Source organism: Aestuariivirga sp. (assembly GCF_047602625.1).
GTDB lineage: Bacteria > Pseudomonadota > Alphaproteobacteria > Rhizobiales > Aestuariivirgaceae > Aestuariivirga.
This window is the reverse complement of sequence record NZ_JASGGV010000002.1, coordinates 426,402-450,070: the sequence shown is the minus strand read 5'-3', so window position 1 is coordinate 450,070 and position 23,669 is coordinate 426,402. Positions and strand designations below refer to the sequence as shown.

The following is a 23,669-nucleotide window of genomic DNA, read 5'->3' as shown; positions in this document are numbered from 1 at the left end:
CGAAGCCGCCTGAAAATCAGGCGGGAGAATTTTACACGCCCTTGTCGGCGGCCACGATGTCGGCGGCGGAAAGCGTCTGGTTCTTTTCGATTACGGTGATGTTGGCGTTGATGCCGTTGACGCCCGCCACGGAATGCGACCGGTTGTTGTTCGCGAATGCGCCGGCCGAGAGAAGCACGGCGGCGAGGGCGAGGCTGGCGATGGTCGTTCTGGCTTTCATGTTCATCTCCTCCCAGGAGGGTCCCTGATCGTGAGCGCAGTTCTGCGCTTCCGGGCTGGAACCTGCCCTGAATGGTCCGTTCATCTGCGGTTTAGAAATTGTCTTCCTATAAAAAGGAAAAGGCCCCGGATTTGTTCCGGGGCCTCAAGTTTAGGCGGCGTTTTGCAGGGGATGGGGGAAGTGCCGCCTTTGGGAGAATTGGTTTCGCCGAGTAAACAGGCAAGCCAGCTAAAAAGTTCCTTACTGTATTTGACGACCTTGAGTTGTGCTTTTCAGCCGGTTTCCGCGATCTGCACGTTTGTTGATGTCCTGTTAATCCATATGTGCGGACGCCGCTGTAATGCAAATCACAGTGCGGGACAGGTTTGTAACGATTTTTACAAAATCCCGTGATCATGGAAAAAAGGCCCCGGGCTGAGCCGGGGCCTTCCAGGTGCAGGCAGCGTTTGCAGGGGATGGGGGGAAGTACTGCCTGGGGAAACTTAAAGATCGGAACCGGAACGCGAAGTTTCAAGTTTCACGAGAGGGGGCGTTGATGAAAATCGTCACCCCACGTTCCGGATTGTCAGGCGTCGCCGCCCGGCAAACTCAGGATTGAACGTCGGAACAGTCCTCCACGGCGCAGGGTTGCCAGACATTCACTTCCGGAAATGAAGCGGATGCATTCTTGTAAATCACCGTGACATTGCCGGTTTTGGCGGCCGGAGGGGCGCTGTGGGCGGCAATCGCCGTGGCGGCGGTAGCCAGCACGCCAAGGATGATGATGGTGTTGCGGATCATGGTGTTTCGTCCCTCTCGCCAATCTCAGTGTTGAACGGAACCTAGCGGGGGCTTGCGGAACCCGGCCTGAATGCGCCGTTCATCTGGCGTTTATTTAGGTGCCGATTGGTGCAACCTTTGGGCAGGTCTGTTACGTAATCGTGTCATGACAGCCGTTTCACCCGCGCCTGCCACATTGGCGCCACTTCTTGTTCTGGTTTCCAAGGGCGACCGCGAAGCCTTTGGCAGGCTTTATGACCTGACGGCCAGCCGGCTGTTTGCCGTGGTACGGAGTGTGCTGCCGCGTAGCGACCTTGCCGAGGAAGCATTGCAGGAAGCCTTTGTGCGGATCTGGCAGAAGGCGGGGCTTTACGATCAGGCGCAGGCGCAGCCCATGGCATGGCTGGCGGCCATCGCCCGCAACCAGGCAATCGATCTGCGCCGGAGGGCGTCGGAGCGGCCCACCGCCGATCTGGACGATGCAGCCGAAGCACAGGCTCCTGTCATGCCGGAAGCCGAATTTGCGCTGGAGTTGAAGCACCTGCGCGAGTGTCTGTCCGGCCTGCCGGAAGACCGGCAGGACATGGTGCTGCTGGCCTATTATCGCGGCTGGTCGCGCGAGGAACTGGCGGCACAATACCGGCGGCCGGTCACCACCATCAAGACGCTGCTCCGGCGCAGCCTGATTGCCCTCCGGGAGTGTCTCGATGGCCGTTGATGACGAAATCGAAGGCCTCGCCGCCGAATATGCGCTGGGCACGCTGGACGCCGCCGAACGGTCTGCAGTTGATCAGGAAATGACCGGCAATCCTGCGCTTGCTTCTGCCGTGGCACAGTGGGAGCGGCGGCTGTTTCCGCTCTCCGAGGCATTGCTCTCCGTTCCGGTGCCCGCGCATCTGAAAGCCCGCGTCATGGCGGCCATCGGCTGTGGTGACACATCGGCAACCGTCATCGACCTCACGCGCCGCGTGAACTGCTGGCGCAGCATTGCCGTGGGCGCAATGGCGCTGGCGGCGGCGCTTACCGGTTTGATGATCCTGAAGCCCCAGCCGGAGCCACAGGGGCAGCGCTTCGTCGCGGTGCTGCAGGCCGATGGGCCGGGACCAGCGTTTCTCGCGTCCGTCGATACGGCGCGTGGCACCATCACGGTCAGGCCCGTCACGGCGCAATTGCCGGAGGGCAAATCCTATGAGCTCTGGGCGCTGGGGGCAGGGCGCGAGAAGCCGCAATCGCTTGGCGTTCTCAACGCCGATTTCCGCATTCCCTCATCGCAACTCGGAAAGGCCGACAGCGCGGCGCTAGGCGCCACCGTGTTTGCCGTCAGCCTGGAGCCGGAAGGGGGATCTCCCACCGGCCAGCCCACGGGGCCTGTTGTGTTCACCGGCAAGCTGGTGGCGGCGGAGTAAGCCTATTCAGCCCGGCAATTCGCCACGGACGGGTTGAGCCATGTGGCGCGGATGCGGGCGTGCAGCACGATATTGGCGCGGAAGCAATTGCCGGCGCCGCTCCGGCCCACGGCGCGCAGGCCGATGGCTCCGGTGTTCCTGAGATCGATCAGATTGCCGATGATCCGGTTGTTGCGTGAGCCAAAAGCCGCGCCGGGTGCCGACATCAGCCCGATGCCGAAGGCCGGGTGGCCTGCCCAGGCATGGTCGGGATCGATGCCTGAAATTACATTGCCGGTGATGACATTGCCCAGCGTATCCTGCGGGCTCTTTGCCGAAACCGCGAGCACGATGCCGCCCAGCCCGGCGCCACTGATCTGGTTGCCGCGCACGAAATTGAAGCGCGCGCCGTGGATCAGCTTGATGCAGAAATTATAACAGCGCGAGAGGCGGTTGCCAGTGATGCTACTGCTGTTGCCGAAATGATCGATGGCCTCGCCCACATGGTTGATGCGGTTGTTTACGATCACCAGATGCGATGTGCCCTGCCGCACGGTGTTTATGCCGTCGGTCTGGTATCCAAACATCTTGAGGAATTGCGGCCCCACCGTGAGATCGTGAATGTCATTGCCCTCGACGCGAATTTGCGAAGAAGGTTTGTCGTCATTGTCGAACTCGATGCCGGTGATCTGGCCGAAGGTAAAAGAATTGGTGGTGCTGTCGCGGATGGTATTGAAGCTCACGCTGCCGCCGGTGCTGCCGCCGATGTAGAGAATTCCCCAGGACTTGGTGAAATTCCACGCCTCGTTGTGGTCGAGAACGATATTGGTGCAATCGCGGAAGGCGATGGCCTTCACATAGCGGTCATCGATGCCGCCCGCATAGGTAATCCGCACCCCCTGCACGATGGGCCGGTCGATTCCGCGCGCGATGATGCCCACGGCGTTCGGCCCATAGCGGTCGCGCGCGGAAGCCGAGGCGTTGTCGAAGGCCCCGGCGTCCGAATCCATCACAAGCGTTGCGGTGCCATCACCAATGATGCCCGTTCCGGCGTGGCGGATCGCCAGGCTGCGGCGGATGTGATAGGTGCGGTCGGGCTCCAGCGTGACGGTTTTTCCGGCGTCGAGCGTGGCCTGAAGCGCGGCCGTGTCATCAGCCCGCGCGGGAAGGGCGAAGAGAATCAGCAGCAACAGGAGCAGGGCGCGCGGCATGGCCCGACCATGTACCTGCCTTATGAAACAATTGGGGCCGCGCCTTTCATCAAGGGCGGCCCCGGAAACCTGAATGGCCGAATGCTTATTGCGGGCCGCGGGGGCCACGGGCGGGCATTTCTACCTTCTTCGGCATGGGCAGCAGGCCTTCGCGCTGCAGCTTCTTGCGCTGCAGCTTGCGGGCGCGGCGCACGGCTTCCGCCTTTTCGCGGGCCTTCTTCTCGGAGGGCTTCTCGTAATGGCCGCGCAGCTTCATCTCGCGGAAAATGCCCTCGCGCTGCATCTTTTTCTTGAGCGCCTTGAGGGCCTGATCGACATTGTTGTCACGGACGACGACTTGCAAGCGATAACCTCGAATTTCGTGTTGAACGGGCAAAAGGGCCCTCTAGGGGCCCCGGAAGTGGCGGCGGCATAGCATAGGCTATCTGCCCTGTCGAGGGGTCAGGCGGTTGACATGACCCATTTTCCGGCCGGGCCGCGCCTCGGCCTTTCCATAGAGGTGAAGGGCCAAGTTTGGCTCGGCGGCAAGGGCCTGCCACTGGTGCGCGTCATCGCCCAGAAGATTGGTCATCACCACGTTGGAATGGCGGGCGGGATTGCCCAGCGGCCAGCCGCAGATGGCGCGCACATGCTGCTCAAATTGCGAGACCATGCAGGCATCCATGGTCCAGTGGCCTGAGTTGTGAACGCGCGGCGCAATCTCATTCACCGTCAGGCCGCCTTCGCCCGCAAACAGCTCGATGCCGATGACACCCACATAATCCAGCGCCGCGATGATGCGGCCACCGATCTCCCGCGCCTCATCGGCAAGGGCAGGCGGAATCGCGGCGGGAACAGTCGAGGTGTGGAGAATGGCATTGCGGTGCACGTTCTCGGGCACGTCATAGACCGCAATCCCGCCGTCCCAGCCGCGGGCGGCGATCACCGAGATTTCGCGGTCAAAGGAAATGAAGCCCTCGAGAATTGCCGGCTGCCGCCCGATGGCGTCAAAAGCTTCGAGAATGCCGTCGCCCTCGCGGATCACCACCTGCCCCTTGCCGTCATAGCCGAAGCGGCGGGTTTTCAGGATCGACGGCCGTCCGGTGCGGGCAATGGCGGCACCCAGCGAGGTTTCATCATCGACGGCGGCGAAGGGCGCCACGGGAATGCCGAGGGAGGCGATGAAGGTCTTTTCATCCACCCGGTCCTGCGCCGTCTTGAGCGCGAGAGAGCCGGGGGCCAAGGGCTTGCGGTCTTCGAGAAACGCCGCCGTCTCGCCCGGCACGTTCTCGAATTCATAGGTGATGACATCGACAGCGCGGGCAAAGGCATCCAGCGCATCCAGATCTTCATAAGGCGCGATGGTGCGGGCATCCGAAACCTGAAACGCCGGGCTGTCAGCTTCGGGGGCGTAAATATGCGTCTTGAGGCCAAGCGGGGCTGCGGCCAGGGCGATCATCCGCCCAAGCTGGCCGCCGCCCAGAATGCCGATGGTGGAGCCGGGCGGAAGAGGCGTCTCCAGCCGCATCAGGAGGCGTCCACCGGCGCATGGGCCACGGCGGCAGTCTGCTTGGCGCGCCAGGCTTCGAGCCGCGCCGCCAGCCTGTCATCCGAAAGCGCCAGCACGGCTGCCGCGAGGAGGGCGGCATTCACCGCGCCAGATTTGCCGATGGCCAGCGTTCCAACCGGAATCCCCGCCGGCATCTGTACGATTGAAAGAAGCGAATCCTTGCCCGACAGCGCCTTCGATTCAATGGGCACGCCGAACACCGGCAGCGGCGTCATGGAGGCGGTCATGCCGGGCAGATGCGCCGCGCCGCCAGCACCCGCAATGATCACCTTGAAGCCCGCCGCCTTGGCGGATTTCGCGAACTCCACCATGCGGTCGGGCGTGCGGTGGGCCGAGACGATGCGCGTGTCATGGGCTACGCCCAACTCGCTCAGTGTGTCGGCGGCGTGCTTCATGGTCGGCCAGTCGGACTGGCTGCCCATGATGATGGCGACGTCAGAAACGGGTTTTGCCACGCGAAATCCTGTCAGGCGATGATATCGGGAATGAGCATGTTTTCAATGACTTGAATCTTGTCCTTCAACTCAAGCTTCATCTTCTTGAGGCGGCGGAGCTGCAGCTGGTCGCCGGTGCCGGTCTGCTCCAGCGAGAAGATGGCGGTGTCGAGATCGCGGTGCTGCTGCAGCAGGACCTGCAGCTTCGCCCGCATCGCAACTTCCTGCAACGTGTCGAGTTTTACCACGATTTCCCCGCCCTGTTCGGGATCATGAACTATGCCCTTGTCAAGGGTTCGACAAGCCCCCACGTCTGTGTCATCATCCTGTTGTCGAAGCATGAGTGGAGGAAGATCTATGAGCCTTCAATCCCACCTCGGTGAACTCGCCGCCAAGCACAAGGCCCTTGAGGCCCAACTTGCAGACGCGATCACCCACCCGGCCTCTTCGGATGAAGAAATCGCCGAACTCAAGCGGCGCAAGCTCAAGATCAAAGACGAAATCACCCGCCTCGAACAGAATCAGGCCGCTTAAGACACAAGCGCCGGTTTCTTCTTCAGCCAGTCCGTCGCCACCTGATAGGCGTGTGACGCGCGCAGCACCGTCATATCGTCGAACATGCGTCCGACGAGGTGCAGGCCTGCGGGGAGCCCGGCTTTTGTGAAGCCGCAGGGCACGCTTGAGGCTGGCTGCTGGGTGAGGTTGAAGGGATAGGAGAAGGGGGTCCAGTTCACCCACTTCGACGTATTGTCCTTCTGTGGCGCGAGCAAGCCGGCCTCGAAAGCTGGAATCGGCAGGGTGGGAGTCACCAAAAGGTCGTAGCGTTCCATGAACTGGCGCATTTGGCTGCCCAATTCGCCGCGCGCCTTCAAAGCGTCCTGGTAATCGTCGAGCGAGATCGCCATGGATTGCTCCACCACACTGGCGAGATCAGGATCGAGCAGCGCCTTTTTCTCCGGCGGCAACCTGCCAAGCAGGGCGCGGGCGCCCGACCACCAGAGTGTGCGGAAGCAGGCCGCCGGATCGGCGAAGCCCGGATCGGTTTCCTCCACCTCCGCGCCAAGCTCTTCCAGAACCGTCACGGCCTTTTTCACCAGCGCGGCAATTTCGGGATCGACCTCGGCATGGCCCAGCGCGGGGCTGTAGGCGATGCGCAGGCCCTTGATGCCCTTGCCCAGCTTGGCGAGATAGTCGCGGCCATCATAGGGAAGCGATGTCCAGTCGCGCGCATCGGGCTGGGCGATGACATTCATCATCAGCGCCGAATCCTCCACCGTGCGGGTCATCGGCCCCACATGGGCGACGGTGCCGAATGGCGAGAGCGGGAAGGCCGGCACGCGGCCAAAGGAGGGCTTGTGCCCGAAGATTCCGGCAAAGCCGGCGGGAATGCGGATCGAGCCGCCGCCATCGGTGCCGAGCGTCAACGGCGCATAGCCTGCCGCTGCCGCAGTCGAGGCGCCGCCGGAGGAGCCCCCTGAGGTTTTGCTCACATCCCAGGGATTGCGCGTAATGCCGGTCAAGGGGGAATCGGTGACACCTTTCCACCCGAATTCCGGTGTGGTGGTCTGGCCGATCAGGATGGCGCCCGATTCGCGCAGCCTTGCCACACAAGGGGCATCGGCATCCCATGCCTGGTTGGGATCGACGGTGCGCGAGCCGCGCAGCGTCTTCCAGCCGCGCACCAGCAGCAGGTCCTTCACCAGCGTGGGTACGCCATCGACGGGGCCGATGGGCTCTCCTTTCAGCCAGCGCGACTCGCTGGCCTTCGCCGCCGCCAGCGCCTCATCGGCATGGATGCCGCACATGGCGTTGAGTGCCGGTTCATGCCGCTCGATCTGGGCGAGAGACGCCTTGACCACCTCGACGGGCGAAAACTTCTTTTTCCGGTAGCCCCGCACCAGCGACGTGGCGCTCTTCCAGTTCAGCTCTTTAGACATGATGCTCCAATTTCTCCATCACCAGCTTTGGAGAGAAGGGGGAAGCGTGCGCCATGTCAAGGCGGCGGGTGTGTAAAACGTGGCAATTCTCGCGGTATCTCACAAGGCCCGCGTTTACTTCATCCGATTGGGCTATGCTGGATTTACGGGCCCGCCTGCGCCCTTCATTGGAAAGTGATCAATGCGGATATCCGGCTGGAACATTCTGTTTTTTGTAGTCTCAAGCGCGATGGCGCTCGTCTCTTGGAGCCTTTATTCAATTTGCAACGACCCTGACAATGAACTCGCAAACTACCATGAATGGTCTGTTCTTCAGTCAACCGGTTCAAGGTACCAAGGCCAGCTCGTTGAGCCGATTGTTCTCGTCAAGGCGGCCGATGACGAGGGTTATGATTTGGTTGGCGTGCTGTCCAGCGGCGGAAAATCCCGCGTATGGATTATGGCGAATCCACGCATCAGGCCGTTTGTAAAAACGATGCCGCCAGACGGCAAAGTCAGAATCACGCACCAGGACTTTGATGCCATTCGCTCGGCGACGAAACTCAACAAAGAAACAGAACAGTTTCTCGCCAATTCCATTCAGGACTGATGAGCGGCCACTCTGAACGACTGGATTAAAACTTCGATGACTCCGCCAGCGCCGCCTTCATCTGCGGCAGCAGTTCGGCATTGGCGGCGAGGATGTGGCCGGACTCCATGGGGTTCGCCTCAGTCGAGGGATCGGCCACGAAGCCGCCCGCTTCGCGCACCAGGAGAATGCCGGGCGCCATGTCCCACGGGTTGATGTTGCGGCACACGAAGGCATCGAAACGGCCGGCCGCCACATAGGCCAGCGCCAGCGCGGCGGAGCCGATGGAGCGGATGCCCACCACTTTCGCCTGCAATGCGCCCGCTTCGGCGCGCGACAGCGGCAGATCCTTGCCGCCGCGGTGCGGCATCTCATAGGAGACCACGGCCTCGTGAATGTCCTTCCGCGCCGAGACGCGCAGGCGCTTGTTGTTGAGGAAGCAGCCTTGGCCCTTTTCGGCGTGGTATAATTCATCCGTGACCGGATTATAGGTGACGGCGGCAATCAGCTCGCCCTTGCGTTCCAGCGCCACGTTGATGGCGAACATGGGGATGGCGTGCATGAAGTTCGAGGTACCGTCGATCGGGTCGATGATGAAGCGGTGTTCGGGATCGCTGCCCGCCACGACGCCGGTTTCCTCGGTGAGGAAGGAATAGTTGGGCCTTGCCTTCGCCAGTTCCTCGCGCAGCGTCTTGTCGGCGCGCTTGTCGGCGGCGGTCACGAAATCGCCCGGGCCTTTCACCGACACCTGCAGATTGGCCAGTTCGCCATAATCGCGCTGGACGCCGCGCGCCGCCTTGCGGACGGCGGCGATCATGACGGTGAGAGCGGGAGACGTGGACACGGGGCAAAATCCTCACTGCGTTGAGGGCGCGGGGGATAGCAGGTCCGGCAGGCCAAGGGAAGCGATAGACCGGCGACGCCTGCGCACGGTATATTCCGGCGGGAATAACGCAAGGCGGAGGTTTCGGCATGGCGGGGCGAATGATGCAGGCTTTCCTGGCGGGTGTGTTCTTGCTGGCGCTGGGCAGCAGGGCCCTGGCGGCGGGCGAGGGCTGCGCCGCCTTCAAATGGCCGCTGGCGCAGGAAAGCCAGTGGTTCACGGCGGCGAATATTCCGGCGGTGGAGACGGGCGCATCGTTCACGGAATTGCCAGCCTCGGCACTCGCGGTCACGCTGGTGGACGGCGCCAAGGCCGGTTTCGTGCTGCCGCCTGAACGGAAGCCCAAGGACGTCGCGCCCAACGGCGCGGTGCTGCAATTCAATCTGCCGGAAGCCGCGGCCTATCAGATCACGCTCTCGGAAGAGGCGTGGCTCGACGTGGTGCAGAACGGGGCGTTCAAGCCGTCCGCCGATTTCAGCGGCGCCAAAGGCTGCCCCAACCTGCGCAAGAGCGTCCGCTTCGCGCTTGATGCAGGGCCGGCCACCGTGCAGATCAGCGGCGCGTCGGCGACGCATGTGCTGGTGGCGGTGCGGAAGGCGGAGTGACACGCCGTTCGTGCTTCAGTGCTCACCACTCAAGAAAAAGCCGGGACATGCGCAATGCCCCGGCCATCAAAATTAAACCGCCTTCGGGAATTCAGAAGCGGAATGAGAGAGTTCCTTGCGCAACAACCATATCAAGCTTGTCCTTGAATGGGTCATTGCTACCGTCGAACTTCAGGTCTGATTTCTTGTTTCCAAGATCGACATACAGAAGCTGGGCGCCCACGCTTACATTATCGGTGATCATGTATTCGGCGCCGCCGCCGATCGTCCAGCCAAGCGAGGTCTGTGAGCCCTTGTAGGTGTTGCTGGCGCTCGGCGCTTTTGAGTGAACATCCCCAATCGCAAGACCGCCCGTTGCGTAAATGAGCAGGCCGTCGGCCGGCGTCACGCCGATCCGGGCACGGATCGTGCTGAGGAAATCGACCGAGGTCTTGCAGGTATAGTCTTCATTGGGGCAAGTCGAAGACCCGTTCACATCGCCAAAGTTCACGTCGCCGACGAGGCCCATGACAATCGAGTCATGCTGGAAGTCATATCCGAGATGAGCGCCACCCACGAAGCCGTCTATATCGTGCTTCGTCGCTGTGCCCCCGTCCAGAAAGCTCCAGTCAGACTTCCCCCAGCCATATCCGGCTTGAATGCCAACATAGGGGCCTGTCCAATCACGGACCGGCATCGTCACATCAGCAGCCATCGCCGATGAAGACACCAGCAGCGCCGCAAGAAAACCCACACCCAAACGCACCATGATGCTCACTCTCACAACCAATGGCTTTATTCTTATTCAAAATTTCAGGGGCTGGCTGTAACCCCGGCGCAACAGTGGCGGGGGATTTTAGAGCTAACAAAGTGCTGATAAGGGCTATTTGCCAGTAAAGATCGGCCGCGACATCACCTCCGCGATGTTGCGGCTTTGCAGCCAGAGCAGCACGAAGCCGAACAGCGGAATGAGAATGTCCATATAGAACACCACGCCCGCATTTCCGGGCGCGAAATTGTTTTCCGTCACCATCTGGTAGATATGGCCTGCGGCCGCGCCCAGCGTGAAGATGGCGGGGCCGATGATCGCCGCGAGCCTCAGGTCAAAGCTGCGGAAGGCGGCGAGAAAGCCAACGACAGAAAAGCCCAGGCTGGCGGTGGCCACTTCCAGCTGGAACGGGCTGTCGGCCCAGCCGATGAAGGCGGCGGATATTTTGCCGAAATAGCTGTGCATCACGAAATTGTAGAGAAAGCACACGCCGATGGCCCAGAAGATGTGCCACGAGATCAGCTTTTCCACCACGAGCGCCCGCGGCACCGGCTTCGCCGCGCGCGCGATGGCCGCCAGCGAGAACAGCAGGCCGATCACCACGAAGGTGAGAGAATAGTTCGAGAGGACGAAGGTGATCAGGCTTTTGATGAGATCGGCCATTATGGTCTCCGTCAATTGCCTAATGAGTTCACGCTTAGCCTGGCGAACCGGACGCGGCCCGGGCCGGATACCACTTGGTGAACTTCACCGCCGCAACGAGCGCCGCGATGGTGATGAGAATGCCGACTTTGGGTGGCCATTGCGGCACATAGAGAAGGATCAGGTCGGCGAACACCATGGCGGCGAAAGCCAGCGCCCACACAGCGGTGATGACGTCGTTTGTCCGCAAGAATTCCGGCCTGTCCCAAAATTCCTTTGGCACTCCTTCGCGGGCATATTGCAGCGTGAAGGGTTGGCGCAGCACCAGTGTTGCCAGCACGATCAGCAGCAGGCCCCCGTCGACGAGCAGCCTCACTTTGAAGATCGACCATTGGGGATTGCCGAGCAGGGCATAAAGCGCCAATCCGGCAAACAGAATGAAAGTGCCGATTTCGAGAATCTTGGGGGTCTGGTTCTTCGCGAACCAGTCGCGCAGTAAAAACACGGCGGAAACCAGCGCCCCTGCGAGCAAGCCTTCCACCGAGCCAAACAGGCGATCAATCACCGCAAAAGCAAGAAACGGCGCGAATGCGAGAATAATGCCCATGAAGCTTGCCCCGGAAATTTGAAGGAGTGGATCTGCAACTGGTTCGGCGAAAACCGTTGGCTGGGGGACTAGGATTCGAACCTAGACTGGCGGAGTCAGAGTCCGCTGTCCTACCGTTAGACGATCCCCCAAGCTGAACGGGCTCGCCGGTGGGCGTCCTTCTAGCGGCGGGCTTTCCGCTCCGCAAGAGGGGTTTTCAGGGCGATTCCGGGGCGGGGCTGGCGCGGCTGGCGCTCATCCGGTGGCCCTGCCATTCAAAGCCGTTGCCGGTGAATCCGGCGATCCACACCATGGGGATCATCACGTCGCGCACGGCGATGGCAAGCGCCATGCGGAAGCCTCCGGGCCAGTTCAGCGTGCGGGCGAGCGCCAGCTCGGTGACGATCCAGATGGAGACGAAGGCCAGCGCGGCGAGCCACGGGCTGCTGCCGAGGAGGGCGGCACCTGCCGCGAAGGCCAGGACGGGCAAGGCACCGCCCGCCAATATTTCCGGAAGATAGAGTGCGGGGAACGTGGCGCGCCTGAGCTTGGCCCAACGCACCTGGCGGCTCCAGAATTGCCGTGACGATCGTTTCCCCAGCGGCTGCGGAAACGGCACGGGGGCGAGGCGGATGTGATAGCCGGCATTGCGCAACGCCCGCGTGGCGGCGGCGTCCTCTGCCGGTTCGCGCGCCAAGGCCTCGATGCCGCCCAGCGGATCGAGGATCGATTTCCGGAACATCAGGTTCTTGCCCTGCGCGAAGCCCATTCCGATCTCATCGGCAAACATCTGCCAGCGCGCCTGATGGGTGTTGAGAAAGGCGCATTCGACCGTGGCCCAGAAGTTTTCCGGACGCTCGCCCGCGGGCGGCGAGGTGACCATGCCGCAGCCATCGTCCCATGCGCCCAGCATGCGGGAGAGATAATCCTCCGGCAGCATCACGTTGGAATCGACGAACACCACCACATCATGTTTCGCCGCATGCCAGCCTTTGACGCAATTGTTGAGCTTGGGGTTCTGGCTGATGGGCGCATCGCCGGTCAGCAGCCGTGCCTGCGGGTGATGGGCGATGAGGGCGCGCGCCACCGTCACAGCCGGATCGCTCTCGCGTGCCGCGCAGAAGATGATTTCGGTGTCGCCGCGCACGGCGAAGCTGCTGGCCAGCGTCTGGAGCAGATAGGGATCGGCCTGCGAAATGGGCCGCACGATGGTAACTGGCGGCAGATCATCCGTTGGCAGATCGGCTTTCAACGCCCGCCGCCCCACCATCAGGCATGACACGAGATGAGCCGCGAAGGCGATGATGGCATAGGCGAGAAACAGAAACGCGAGAGTCATGTCAGGCTGGCTTTCACGCCATCTTCCGTGACTGCGCCGCGTGACGGCTGTGTGACGGTTCAGATTTTCTGGTTGTAGGCGCCCACTTCCGGATAGGCGGAGAGTTCCCCATCCAGCGCCTTGAACACGGCGCGCATGCGGGCTTCGGAAACGGGGCTTTCGCACACGACAACCAGTTCCGGCTTGTTCGATGAGGCGCGCACCAGCCCCCATGATCCGGACTCGAGCGTCACCCGCACGCCGTTGATGATGGAAACGCCGGCGATCGATTCTCCCGCCAGTGTGCCGCCGGCGCGGTGAAGCTGCTCCATATGCGCGGTCAGCCTTGCGATGACGCCATATTTCGCGTCATCGGCGCAATGCGGCGACATGGTGGGCGTGCTCCACGTCTTGGGAAGCCCGCGGTGAAGATCGGCAATGGATTTGCCGGGATTGCGGTCAAGCATGCGGCAGATGGCGATGGCCGAGAGAAGCCCGTCGTCATAGCCGCGCCCCAGCGGCGCGCGCAGGAAATAGTGCCCAGATTTCTCGAAGCCCGCCAGCGCGCCCATCTCATGCGTGCGTCGCTTCATGTGGGAATGACCGGTTTTCCAGTATTCTGTTGTGGCGCCCAGGCTCTTCAAAACCGGATCGGTGGTGAACAGCCCGGTTGATTTCACATCCACGACGAAGCGCGCGTTGGGATGTTCCGCCGCCATATCCCGGGCCAGAAGCACGCCCAACTTGTCGGCGAAGATCTCATGGCCCTCATTGTCGACGACGCCGCAGCGGTCGCCATCGCCGTCAAAGCCCAGCGCCAGATCGGCGCCGCGCTCGCGCACCGCTTGCGCCATGGCATGCAGCATGGCGAGATCTTCGGGGTTGGGATTGTAGCGCGGGAAGGTCCAGTCGGGCGTGCAGTCGAGCGGGATCACGTCGCAGCCAAGCCGGGCCAGCACCTCCAGCGCGAAAGGCCCCGCCGTGCCATTGCCGCAGGCCACGACCGTGCGGAGATGGCGCTTGAGCTTGGGCCCGCTGCACAGGTCATCCATGTAGCGCGCCTGCAGGCCTTCCACGTCGATCAGCGCGCCGCCGCTCCGGCGCTCCACATCGCCTGCCGCCACCATGGCTTTGAGCATTGCCATGTCTTCCGGGCCGAAGGTGAGCGGGCGGTCCAGCCCCATCTTTACGCCGGTCCAGCCGTTTTCATTGTGCGAGGCCGTGACCATGGCGACGGCGGGCACATCGAGATCGAATTGCGCGAAATAGGCCATGGGCGTGATGCAGAGGCCAATGTCATGCACCTCGCAGCCCGAGGCCAGAAGCCCCACGATCAGCGCATCCTTCACGCTTGCGGAATAGCTCCGGTAATCATGGCCCGTCACGATGCGCGGCTCGATGCCCCGGCGGTTGAGCAGCGTGCCCAGCGCCAGCCCCAGCAGCCGCACGCCGAGCAGGTTGAGATCAGATCCGAACAGCCAGCGCGCGTCATATTCCCGAAAGCCCGATGGGGCGATCACGGGGTGGCGCTCATAGGCCACGCTATTGGGTTTGAGGCCGCTTTTGGGAATCATGGCTGGTCCGGCATAGGGTGGCGCGCGCGGTGCATCAAGGCCACAGGCCGTTGATGGTCAAGCAATGCTCAAGAGCGGGCGCGACGTTTTGCATAAGCAGGGATGGCCCCATGCGCCGTTTCAGTTCGGCGATCTGGCCAAGGTCACCGGTGGAAAGCCTCCCGAGCCCTGTGCAATCCAGCATGCCGCTCGTCAGCGCGGCACGGATCCGGTCTGGCAATGCATCATTGTCGCGGGGGCGGGAAAGAAATCCCGGCAGGCTGCGGGTGGTGAACAGGCGGGCGAGGGTCAAGGCATCGTCGCGATAGCGGGCGGCAAGACGCGGTTCTTGTCTGATGCGCCACAGCCATTCCAGCGCCAGCTTGCGGTAAAGCGCCGGCGCCCGCGCCACGGTGCCTGCCTCGAAATTGACGACGGCGCCCAGATGGGTGCGGACCGGAACGGTAAGGCGCCCGGCATTGTGCATCAGCCACGCCTGCCCCTTCTGCGCACCGAGGGCGATGACCAGCATATCGGCGCCCGAGGCGTTGATCTTTGAGAGGATCGCATCCGTGCTCATCTCGGCAATGGTGCCGAAGCCAGGCGAAGCCCAGCCCACGCAGATGACACCCTTGGCCGATGCATTCAGCGCCGCTGCCGCCTTCTCCGCAGCACCTTGCGGTCCGCCGAAGAGATAAACCTTGATGGGTGCCGCCGTGCGCCTGTCCCGCAGGGCTTCAAACAGGTCAGAGCCTGCCACGCGGCCGGGCAGCGGCACACCCGCCAGCCGCGCCAGCGCCACCACCGGCGCGCCATCGGCCAGGCAAAGCCCGCTGGCGAACAGCGATTGCCGGAAGGCCGCGTCATGCTGTGCCAGCGTGTAAAAGTTCATGTTCGGGGTGGAGAGCAGCAGGGGCTTCCGCGCGGCGATGGCGCGGTCGATCACCGCCATCGCGCCTTCAAGGCCCACGCTATCCAGCGGAATGCCGTGCACGACGTGGAGCGGGCGGTCAAAGGCCTTCTGGTCCATCACTCTTTTCACGGATCATTTGCGGAATGGCTGTATACAGCGGGCGGGATTCCAATGGGTAAAGATGCAGACGGGACTTGTGGTCATCGGCCGGAACGAGGGGCAGCGGCTGGTGGCCTGCCTCGGATCTGCCGTGGGGCAGGGCCGGCCGGCGGTCTATGTCGATTCAGGCTCGAGCGACGGCAGCGTTGAGGCGGCGCTCAGGCTGGGCGCGGAGGTGGTGGCGCTCGACATGGCCCGTCCCTTCACCGCCGCACGGGCGCGCAATGAAGGTTTCGCAAGGCTGAACCAGCATCATCCCGGTCTTGATGCCGTGCAATTCATCGACGGCGACTGCGTGATGGATCAGGGCTGGCTGCCCGCCGCCGAGCGTTTTCTGGCGGAGCATCCTGACGTGGCAGCCGTGGCAGGCCGCTTGCGGGAGCGCCATCCCGAAGCGTCGGTCTACAACGCCATGGCCGATCTCGAATGGAACATTCCCGAAGGCGAGACGCAGGCGGTGGGCGGCATCGCGCTGATGCGGGTTAAGGCTTTCACGGCCTGCGGCGGCTTTGACGAGGCGCTGATCGCCGGCGAGGAGCCGGAGCTTTGCGTCAGGCTGCGCGCCCATGGCTGGCGCATCTGGCGGCTGGCAGAGAGCATGGCGATGCATGACATGGCGATGACGCGCTTTTCGCAATGGATGCGCCGCTCGCGGCGGGCGGGCTTCGCCTTTGCATCGGTGGCCGCGAAGCACTGGTCCTCGCCACAGGCCATCTGGAAGCGCGAGGTGCTGCGGGCTTTGTTCTGGGGGCTGGCGCTGCCGGTGACGATCATTGTTCTGGGCTACATCTGGCCTGAGCTGTTCGCCTTGCTTCTGATCTACCCTTTGCAAATGACCCGGCTGGCGTTGCGCCGTGGCTGGTCCTACGGGTTTCTGATCACCACAGCCAAATTTGCCGAAGCGGCGGGCGTTCTCTCCTATGCCGTGGAGCACATCGGCGGGCGCAAACGGGAGATCATCGAGCATAAGTGATGTTCAGTGGCGGAACAGCGCCTTGACGAGCGGCAGCACCCAAGCGGCGGCGTAACCTGCGGCAAGGCCCGGAATATAAGCGGGCAGAAACCGCAATTCGTGGCGATAGGCCGCCCAGCCCTTGGCGCGGGCGCGCATGATGAGTTGAACGGCGGGCAGGAAGCCCTGCAGCGCGATGCCCCAGATCATGCCTTTCCACCCGTTCAGCCAGTAGCCCAACCCCATGCACACCAGCAGCGACAGGGACTGCATGATCGAAAGGATGCCATAGCCGCGCCAGTTCTGGTTGGCGATATAGGCTTGGTTCACCATCATGAACGGGATGGGAATGAGAGACAGGCTCAGCACCTGCAACACCCACCCCGCATCCGCATAGCGCTGGTCATAGAGAAACGCCACGATGGCGCTGCCTGCGGCAAGAAAGAAACCGGCTGAGAAGAAGGTAAGCAGATCGATGGGAATGCGATAGCGATAATAGATCGAGCGCGCATCGGCGGCTTCCCGCGTCCGGTAGGCCTCCGACAGAACGGGCAAGGTCACCTGGAAATGCAACTTTTGCACCAGCGCCTTCACAACGTCGGCCAGCGTCGCGGCAATCGAATAGATGCCCATCTGGTGCGCCGAGAGGATGAGCGACAGGAACAGCTTGTCTCCCTGAAGCGCTATGATGCCGGATGTCGACGACACGAAGATCCACTTCGCATTGTGCAGCAGGGTGCGGGCATGGCGCGCATTCCAGCGGAAGGCCATGCGGGGGCCCGGCAGCATGTGCGTGTAGACCAGCATGAAAATCTGCGGCACCACGATGCCGGCAATCAGCGCCCAGACGGTTGGCGAGATCAGCGCCCATGTCAGCGTCACGGTGAAGCCGATGATCTTGACGATCAGGTCCGACCACACGAGACGCTTGAGCTGGATGCCGCGCTCAAGAACGAACAGATTGACCGAATTGAACCCTGGGATCAGCACGCTGAAGGCGTACACAGCCATCAGCGGCGGCATCAGGGGATCGCGCAAGAGGCTATTCGCCGGGAAGATATCCGGGAACGCCGTGAACCGCAGCAGCGCCGCGAAGCCCTCGATCAGCAGGAAGAACAGGATATGGCGCAGCACATAAATGGTCCACGCGGTGCGCAGGAATGTTTCGTCATCGGTGCTGGGGCTGGCGATGATCGTGTCGCGCACGCCGATGTCCGACAGCAAAGCCATGGTGGCGGCAATCGCGATGATCGTGGCGACGAGGCCAAACGCATCGGGTGCGAGAAGGCGCGACAGCAGGATGGTGCTGACAAGGCGGATCGCCAGCGTTCCGCCATGGCTCACAAGCGTCAGCCATCCCGCCTGGATAACCCGCCGTTTAAGGCCTGATGCCTGTGCCGTGCCGCTCATGCCGCTCCCAAGTGCCACTGGCAGATCAGCAGGTAAACAGGAAAAACCTTAAGAAAAACCGGCGATGCGGGTGGCAGGCGGATGGTCTGCTTTTTTTCCTGACAACACGCGGCCAATCTGCCAATGCTGCTTGCGGCGATCACATTCAAGATTCTCCATGCCTGAACATCTTCGCTCCCTCGTTGTCATTACGGTTCTCGGCGGCGGCGTCCTGTACATGCTGTTCAGGACGGGTTCGAAACAACTCGTCACGCCAGAGCTTTTCAAGTCATGGGCGCAGCAATGGGCGGGAATCACGCTCGGCGCGTTCCTGTCTTTCAATGCCATCATCTATTTCATTTTTCTGGCGCTCATCGGGCTTCTGTGGGTCGTGCGCGCCGTCAATCCCATCGCGTCCTGGCTGCTGGTGGTCTTTGCCATTCCCTGGGGCGGCCTGACGATTTCGGGCGGCGGCATCCTCAACCAGCTGATGACGGTCGATCCGCAGCGCGTTCTTGCACTGACGGTACTGCTGCCGCTGCTGCTCGGCCTTGGCAGACAGATCATCGGCCGGCCGGGTGACAGAGCCGCTGGCCGCACGGCCGATGTTCTGTTTCTTCTGTACGTCATCATCGTTGTGTTCGGGCTGATCCGCGATACGACGCCCACCAACGCGCTTCGCAATTCCGTCTATCTGGTTCTGGAGGCAATTCTTCCGTATTTCGTCCTCAGCCGCCGGGTGACGACGCCGCTGCAATTCCGCCAGTGTGTCTATGCTTTCGTCGTGGGCTGTTCCATACAAGGGCTGATCGGGCTGTTCGAAATGGGCAAGGGGTGGCTTCTCTACAGCGCGCTTATGCAGCAACTGGGCCTTGACTGGCCATGGAACTATCTCGGACGGGCGGGCGCGCTACGTGCCACGGCGACGTTCGGACAGCCCATTGCGCTGGGATTTGTGATGGCTGTGGCGGCCGGGTTGATCTTTGCGATCCGTGAGCAGCTTCCACGCAATACATTCCTCGTTCTGTTTGGCCTGGTGCTGGCAGGTTCCCTGGCCTCACTGTCGCGCGGGCCGTGGATCGGCCTCGCGGCGCTGTTCATCGTATATTCGCTGTTGTCCGCCAAAGCGATGCAGCGGCTGCTCATGGGTACGATTGCCGCGGCAGTCGTGTTTTCATCCGCCGCGGTGCTGCCGGGAGGCGAACGCATCATCAACCTGCTGCCTTATGTGGGCAACACGGAGCAGGATAACGTGGATTACCGCACGCGGCTCTTCAACAACTCGATCATCGTGATCAGCCGCCACCCGTGGTTCGGATCCGAAAACTTCCTGGACGAGCCTGAGATGCAGGAGATGAGGCAGGGGCAGGGCATCATTGATCTCGTCAACACCTACCTTGGCATCGCCCTGTCTCGTGGACTCGTCGGGCTTTCCGTCTATTGCCTGTTCTGGGTCGCTATTTTGTTCGGCCTGTTTGCACGCTATTGGTCGGCGCGGCAGAGGCGGCAACCCGATGTCGTCATATACCGCGCATTTTTCGCAGCGATTTCCGCCGCGCTGATCATCATTGCCACGGTCAGCAGTATTACAGCCATCCCGCTTGTGCTCTGGATGCTCGCGGGCCTTTCCGTCGCGTCATTCCGCATCGCGTGGAATGAAGACGCGCGGGAGAAAACACCGGATCGCATGGCGGCTTCAAAATTCCGCTTCAAGGAAAGCGTAAAGCAGCGCAACGCCGCCCGCGCCGGAAAACCGGTGCCGGAAAACGCCAGCATGGCCGTGAAACCGCGTTAAAGTACGCTACTGCGCCTGAACGCCCGCCTGGGTCATCGCCGTCTTGATCAATTCCGTCAGGGCCGGGGTCTTGCTCAGCGACAGCGCCTTCTGCAGATATTTGGCGGCATCGTCCTTGCGCCCCGCCGCCGCATAGGTGGCGCCGAGGTGATAGTTGACCTCGGGAACGCCGTCGAGCTTGGCGATCGCCTGTTCAAGCAGCGGGATCGCGCCCTGAACGTCGCCGGAGCGGAACAGCGCCCAGCCCAGCGTATCCTGGAACTGCGGAACAGGAGAACTGCGGAGAATCTGCGCCGCATCCACCGCGCGGTCGAGGCTTGCCTTGTCGGAGCGGTGATCGGTGAGCAGGCTTGCGAGGTTGTTGGCGATCATCATGGAATCGGGACGCAGCTTGTAGAGCGAGTCGAATTCCGCGATCGCGCCGTCAATGTCGCCATTCCTTTCCATCCAGCTCGCATAGTCAACGCGGGTTTCGATGTCGTTGGGAAATTTGGCGCTGGCATCCTTGAGAATGGCCACAGCGTCGGCAAGGCGGCCCTGGGCGCCAACCATGTCGGCCAGTGAACGATGTGCCAGAGGGTTGTCGGGAGCCGCCGCGACGCCGTCCTTAAGGACGGCCTCTGCATCGGCGGGCTTCTTCTGCGTCATGAGTACGGAGGCCAGAATGATGCGGGCGGGGATATTGGCCGCATTCGCCGTGATGGCCGAGCGCGCCAGTGCTTCAGCCTCGTCGGTCTTGCCCGCCGCCACCAATGTGCGCGCCAGCATATAAAGCGGCTGCGCCTCGGTTGGCGCCTGGCTTTGCGCATTGCGCAGCAGTTCCACGCTGTCGCTCAACTGGTTCTGGCCAGCCTTCGAGGCACCCAGGATCTGATCGGTCACGGTCGCCTTTTCGCCCAGTTGCGCCAGTTGCGCGGCGATTTTCTCGGCACCGGCCCAATCCTGCTTTTGCAGCTTGAAGCTGGCCAGCGCTTTCAGGATGTCGATATTCTGAGGGTTGGCCGCGCTGGCCGTGGTCAGCACGTCTTCGGCCTTGTCGGGCTTGCCGTGGCGGCCCAGGAAAGCCACGTATTCCATGACGGCGTCAGGCCGGTAGGACAGGATTTTGAGCGCCGAGGTATATTCCTGATCGGCAAGTTCGATGGCGCCGGTGCGTTCGTAAAGGGCGGCAAGCTGGCGCTTCAGGCCGGCGTCCTGCGAGGCGTTGTTCAGCGCCTCGCGCAGGTCGAGGATAGCGCCCTCGGCATCGCCGCGCTGCGCCTTGATCATCGAGCGCAGCTGAAGCCCGCCGGTGTTGTGGCTGTCGTTGTCGAGGATTTCCTTCGTCAGCGCGTCGGCCTCATCGAGCCGCTTCAGCGTGAACAGCTTGCCCGCCAAATTCACGCGCGCCATCAGCCCGTCGGGGGTCACGCCCTTGTCGGCGATGACCTGCTTCAGAAGGTCGATCGACTGGTCCTTCTGGCCCATCTGGAACTGCAGTTCGGCCATACTGATGCGGAAAATCGCATTCTTCGGATCGGCGGCGATCAGCTTGGTCAGTTCCGCGATGCCGGCTTCGGCGCCCTTGCTGTTCACCAGGAAGCTGACAACGTCGAGCTTGGCCTGCACGTCGTCAGGCTTGATCGCCGAGATGCCGCGCAGCGCCGCTTCGGCATCGTCGGGGCGCTTGGCGTTCATGTAAAACGCCACCAGCCCCTTGCGGTAGATCGGCTCGTTGGGATAGGCGGCGATCAGCTCGTTGATGGCCTTTTCCTCGCCCGCCGAGTCCTTCATGGTTTCCAGAAGCTCGATGCGGAAGAGGCTGAGGCCTACCGACTTCGGATTGGCCTTCAACCCGTCGGTGACGATGGCCAGCGCGCCCGGAATGTCCTGCACTTCACGGCGCGCCGCCGCGAGGATCAGGAGCGCCTCTTCCGAGCCCGGCTTTTTCGCCTGCAGGATCTTGGCGGTCGCGACGGCGCCGTCGCGGTCGCCCATTTTCAGGAGCGACGTCGCCTTGAGCGCCAGCACATCGGGATCGTCCGGCGCCTGCGCGGTGGCCAGATTGATCTGGTCCATGGCATCCTTGTAGTTGCCGGCCACCAGCAGCACCTTGGACAAGGCGATGCGGGCCTGCAGATGCTTGGGATCGAGGTCCAGCGTCTTGCGAAGGTCGCCGACCACGCGGGGCCAGTTCTTGCTGGCCTCTTCCACCTGCGCCATGCCGTACCAGGCATCGGCATAGTTCTCGTCGAGCTTCAGCGCCGAACGGAATTCGATGGCCGCTTTCTGCACCTCGTTCTTGGCCAGATACTCGTTGCCGCTCTTGTAATAGGCTTCCGCACGTTGCCGCGGATCGGAACAGGCGGAAACGGCGACCATGAGCGCCAAGGCAGCGGCTGAGGAGAAGGCCGCGCGGCGAAGGGCGTTTTTCCGGATAGTGATGAAGGTCTTTGGCATGTTGGAATCCTCAAGAGGCGGATGTTGTCGGCGCAGGCGTGGAACGCTGTTGCATCACGGAGGCACGAAACGCGGAATCACCGGCAATGTGCCGGAAATGAATGTGCGGATGCGCGCGTCGGCGGCATCAAGGCCGTCGGGGCCAACTGTCGTGACGTAGCGGATCAGCGCGCCGTCAGAACGCCCGCGCATCAGCGAGTCATAGATAAGATAGGCTTTCGACTCATATTCCCCTGCCACTTTGCGGCCCTGCTGTTCGAACCAGTAGTAAACGAGCTGCTTGTTGAAGCCCTTTTGCACGATGGCGCGGTTGATGTGCAGCATGCCGTCGGGCGCGCCTTCGATCGGAATATCCTCAGGCCCCCATTTCACGATCTCCCAGCCAGAGCCTGGAATGCAGACTTCCGGAGAATGCGCGCTTTTGCCGGCGTTCTGCGATGCGTAGTAGGCGACGAGAAAGTTCACCGACTGACTCTTGTCCGGCCCATCGACATAATCCGCGAGAACGTAATCGCGGGCGTTCAGGACGTTTTCGATCGAAGGATCAAGCCGCGTCTCGGTGCCGCTCCACGGCCCGATCTGCATGGGAAATGTTGTAAGAGGCTCGCGCGAGACGACCACCTCGGCGCGCTGGAATGCAAAATGCCAGAGACCGGCGGCCAGGGCGATGACGATCGCCGCAGGCATCATGGCGCGCGACACGGGCGCGGAGGCGAGGCTGCGGGCGCCGGATACAAAGCCGCGCGTGTCGATGTCGAGCATTTCGAGAACCGGACGCGGCTTGGCACTGAAGCGCTGCAGCACCCACGCCAGCAGATAGAGCAGGGCGATGCAGACGATGAAGATCACCCAGCCTTCAAAGAAATGCAGGAAACCTTCGGCCTGTCCGATGCCGTAGCGGTCCACCAGAAATCCGATGATCGAGATGCGGAAACTGTTCATCGCGATGGTGATCGGGATGGTGCTGAAAAAAATCAGCAGCCGGTGCCACCATGGGCCCTGGTAGAGCGCCGCGAACAGGAAGCCGAAGCTCATCAGCGGAAAGAGATAGCGCAGGCCGCTGCAGGCTTCCGCCACCTGCAACTGATAGGTGCCCAGATCGATGATGTTGCCGTCAAGGAAAACCGGAATGGACATGGCCCGGATGCCCATGACCCCGATCTGCGAAGACAGGAATTGCAGCTTCAGGGATAGCGGCCAGTACAATGCATTCGGCAGCGGCAGGAGAAAGAGCAGGAAGGCCCAGGCGGGCCAGTAGCGCAGGCCGCGCCGCCAACCTGCGGCGGTGAGGATCAATCCGCCCACCGCGAGAACGAAACCATAAAGCGAGAGATAGGGGATCAGGGCAAGATTGCCGAGCATCAGCACGGCCGTGCCAAGCGCCAGCACAATCAGGCCGGGCCAAGCCGAAGAGGGCTGTTGCGCCGGCGGCAAAGAATGGTGGATGCGGAGGAACAGGAAAGCGGAAATGGGCAGGATCAGCCAGCCGTGGCTGTATTCTGGCCGCGACCATGCCTCGTAAAGGGCGGGAAAGCTTCCGAGATTCAGGGCTGCGAGAGCTGCCAGGGCCACGAGAACCCAGAGAAATCCCGAATTTTGCCGCCCGTCAGTCCGGGGGGCCGTA

General features: G+C 62.2%; 25 protein-coding genes and 1 tRNA gene. 7 read left to right on the top strand and 19 right to left on the bottom strand.

The features are described from left to right. Positions 1–31 precede the first annotated feature (31 nt). Positions 32–220, bottom strand: a complete 189-nt coding sequence (locus QM694_RS07050) for a hypothetical protein (protein ID WP_415006237.1) — start codon at positions 218–220, stop codon at positions 32–34. A 588-nt stretch (positions 221–808) separates the two neighbouring features. Next, the gene (locus tag QM694_RS07045) at positions 809–1,000 is read right to left on the bottom strand and encodes a hypothetical protein (RefSeq protein ID WP_415006236.1); all 192 of its coding nucleotides are present in this window, start codon (positions 998–1,000) and stop codon (positions 809–811) included. Positions 1,001–1,145: 145 nt separating this feature from the next. Between QM694_RS07045 and QM694_RS07040 the strand changes: the two genes are divergently transcribed. Both QM694_RS07040 and QM694_RS07035 read left to right on the top strand, forming a co-directional pair. After that, on the top strand, positions 1,146–1,697 hold the full coding sequence (locus tag QM694_RS07040) for a sigma-70 family RNA polymerase sigma factor (protein ID WP_415006235.1): 552 nt from the start codon (positions 1,146–1,148) through the stop codon (positions 1,695–1,697). Continuing rightward, complete coding sequence (locus tag QM694_RS07035; RefSeq protein ID WP_415006234.1) at positions 1,687–2,385, top strand: anti-sigma factor domain-containing protein; 699 nt, start codon at positions 1,687–1,689, stop codon at positions 2,383–2,385. The genes QM694_RS07040 and QM694_RS07035 overlap by 11 nt, the downstream gene beginning before the upstream one ends. A 2-nt stretch (positions 2,386–2,387) precedes the next feature. On the opposite strand, the gene QM694_RS07030 is transcribed toward QM694_RS07035, so the two are convergent. The 5 genes from QM694_RS07030 to QM694_RS07010 form a co-directional block, all read right to left on the bottom strand. Next, complete coding sequence (locus QM694_RS07030; protein ID WP_415006233.1) at positions 2,388–3,575, bottom strand: right-handed parallel beta-helix repeat-containing protein; 1,188 nt, start codon at positions 3,573–3,575, stop codon at positions 2,388–2,390. A gap of 85 nt (positions 3,576–3,660) precedes the next feature. Continuing rightward, positions 3,661–3,918, bottom strand: a complete 258-nt coding sequence (rpsU, locus tag QM694_RS07025; RefSeq protein WP_415006232.1) for a 30S ribosomal protein S21 — start codon at positions 3,916–3,918, stop codon at positions 3,661–3,663. A gap of 78 nt (positions 3,919–3,996) precedes the next feature. Beyond that, positions 3,997–5,082, bottom strand: coding sequence for a 5-(carboxyamino)imidazole ribonucleotide synthase (locus QM694_RS07020; RefSeq protein WP_415006231.1), 1,086 nt, complete (start codon positions 5,080–5,082; stop codon positions 3,997–3,999). Beyond that, positions 5,082–5,546, bottom strand: coding sequence for a 5-(carboxyamino)imidazole ribonucleotide mutase (purE, locus tag QM694_RS07015; RefSeq protein ID WP_415008585.1), 465 nt, complete (start codon positions 5,544–5,546; stop codon positions 5,082–5,084). The genes QM694_RS07020 and purE overlap by 1 nt, the downstream gene beginning before the upstream one ends. Positions 5,547–5,590: 44 nt before the next feature. Then, positions 5,591–5,806, bottom strand: a complete 216-nt coding sequence (locus QM694_RS07010; RefSeq protein WP_415006230.1) for a YdcH family protein — start codon at positions 5,804–5,806, stop codon at positions 5,591–5,593. Between the two features lie 109 nt (positions 5,807–5,915). Here QM694_RS07010 and QM694_RS07005 point away from each other — a divergent pair, with 109 nt between their 5' ends. Further along, positions 5,916–6,092: a YdcH family protein gene (locus QM694_RS07005; RefSeq protein ID WP_415006229.1), complete on the top strand. Its 177-nt coding sequence runs from the start codon at positions 5,916–5,918 to the stop codon at positions 6,090–6,092. Here the strand turns inward: QM694_RS07005 and QM694_RS07000 are convergent. Beyond that, complete coding sequence (locus QM694_RS07000) at positions 6,089–7,495, bottom strand: amidase (protein WP_415006228.1); 1,407 nt, start codon at positions 7,493–7,495, stop codon at positions 6,089–6,091. The two genes, QM694_RS07005 and QM694_RS07000, sit on opposite strands and share 4 nt — an antisense overlap. 181 nt (positions 7,496–7,676) lie before the next feature. Between QM694_RS07000 and QM694_RS06995 the strand changes: the two genes are divergently transcribed. After that, on the top strand, positions 7,677–8,084 hold the full coding sequence (locus tag QM694_RS06995) for a hypothetical protein (RefSeq protein WP_415006227.1): 408 nt from the start codon (positions 7,677–7,679) through the stop codon (positions 8,082–8,084). 25 nt (positions 8,085–8,109) lie between these two features. Here QM694_RS06995 and QM694_RS06990 read toward each other — a convergent pair whose 3' ends face one another. Then, positions 8,110–8,907 (bottom strand): inositol monophosphatase family protein, encoded by a 798-nt coding sequence (locus tag QM694_RS06990; RefSeq protein WP_415006226.1) that lies wholly within the window; start codon positions 8,905–8,907, stop codon positions 8,110–8,112. A gap of 140 nt (positions 8,908–9,047) precedes the next feature. On the opposite strand from QM694_RS06990, the gene QM694_RS06985 reads away from it, so the two are divergent. Further along, entirely contained in the window at positions 9,048–9,551 is a 504-nt protein-coding gene (locus QM694_RS06985) for a hypothetical protein (RefSeq protein WP_415006225.1), read from the top strand. 91 nt (positions 9,552–9,642) lie between these two features. Here the strand turns inward: QM694_RS06985 and QM694_RS06980 are convergent, their stop codons facing one another. The 7 genes from QM694_RS06980 to QM694_RS06950 all read right to left on the bottom strand — a co-directional run bounded on the left by QM694_RS06980 (position 9,643) and on the right by QM694_RS06950 (position 15,440). Next, complete coding sequence (locus QM694_RS06980; protein ID WP_415006224.1) at positions 9,643–10,299, bottom strand: outer membrane protein; 657 nt, start codon at positions 10,297–10,299, stop codon at positions 9,643–9,645. A 114-nt stretch (positions 10,300–10,413) separates the two neighbouring features. Then, positions 10,414–10,962, bottom strand: a complete 549-nt coding sequence (locus tag QM694_RS06975; protein WP_415006223.1) for a DUF6790 family protein — start codon at positions 10,960–10,962, stop codon at positions 10,414–10,416. A gap of 34 nt (positions 10,963–10,996) precedes the next feature. Beyond that, positions 10,997–11,548, bottom strand: coding sequence for a hypothetical protein (locus tag QM694_RS06970; protein WP_415006222.1), 552 nt, complete (start codon positions 11,546–11,548; stop codon positions 10,997–10,999). Between the two features lie 57 nt (positions 11,549–11,605). Further along, a tRNA-Gln gene (locus QM694_RS06965) sits at positions 11,606–11,679 on the bottom strand. Positions 11,680–11,744: 65 nt separating this feature from the next. Then, positions 11,745–12,866 (bottom strand): glycosyltransferase, encoded by a 1,122-nt coding sequence (locus QM694_RS06960; RefSeq protein ID WP_415006221.1) that lies wholly within the window; start codon positions 12,864–12,866, stop codon positions 11,745–11,747. A 59-nt stretch (positions 12,867–12,925) separates the two neighbouring features. Then, on the bottom strand, positions 12,926–14,419 hold the full coding sequence (locus QM694_RS06955; RefSeq protein ID WP_415006220.1) for a phosphomannomutase/phosphoglucomutase: 1,494 nt from the start codon (positions 14,417–14,419) through the stop codon (positions 12,926–12,928). A 34-nt stretch (positions 14,420–14,453) separates the two neighbouring features. Beyond that, positions 14,454–15,440: a WecB/TagA/CpsF family glycosyltransferase gene (locus QM694_RS06950; protein ID WP_415006219.1), complete on the bottom strand. Its 987-nt coding sequence runs from the start codon at positions 15,438–15,440 to the stop codon at positions 14,454–14,456. A gap of 52 nt (positions 15,441–15,492) precedes the next feature. Here QM694_RS06950 and QM694_RS06945 point away from each other — a divergent pair, with 52 nt between their 5' ends. Continuing rightward, a complete protein-coding gene (locus QM694_RS06945; RefSeq protein ID WP_415006218.1) occupies positions 15,493–16,443 on the top strand; it encodes a glycosyltransferase in 951 nt (316 codons plus the stop codon). 3 nt (positions 16,444–16,446) lie between these two features. Here the strand turns inward: QM694_RS06945 and QM694_RS06940 are convergent, their stop codons facing one another. After that, complete coding sequence (locus tag QM694_RS06940) at positions 16,447–17,832, bottom strand: oligosaccharide flippase family protein (RefSeq protein WP_415006217.1); 1,386 nt, start codon at positions 17,830–17,832, stop codon at positions 16,447–16,449. A gap of 157 nt (positions 17,833–17,989) precedes the next feature. Here QM694_RS06940 and QM694_RS06935 point away from each other — a divergent pair, with 157 nt between their 5' ends. After that, positions 17,990–19,606, top strand: a complete 1,617-nt coding sequence (locus QM694_RS06935) for an O-antigen ligase family protein (RefSeq protein ID WP_415006216.1) — start codon at positions 17,990–17,992, stop codon at positions 19,604–19,606. 6 nt (positions 19,607–19,612) lie between these two features. Here the strand turns inward: QM694_RS06935 and QM694_RS06930 are convergent, their stop codons facing one another. Together QM694_RS06930 and xrtD are read right to left on the bottom strand one after the other, a co-directional pair. Further along, on the bottom strand, positions 19,613–22,045 hold the full coding sequence (locus tag QM694_RS06930) for a tetratricopeptide repeat protein (RefSeq protein ID WP_415006215.1): 2,433 nt from the start codon (positions 22,043–22,045) through the stop codon (positions 19,613–19,615). A gap of 54 nt (positions 22,046–22,099) precedes the next feature. Beyond that, complete coding sequence (gene xrtD, locus QM694_RS06925) at positions 22,100–23,617, bottom strand: VPLPA-CTERM-specific exosortase XrtD (RefSeq protein ID WP_415006214.1); 1,518 nt, start codon at positions 23,615–23,617, stop codon at positions 22,100–22,102. Positions 23,618–23,669: the final 52 nt, after the last annotated feature.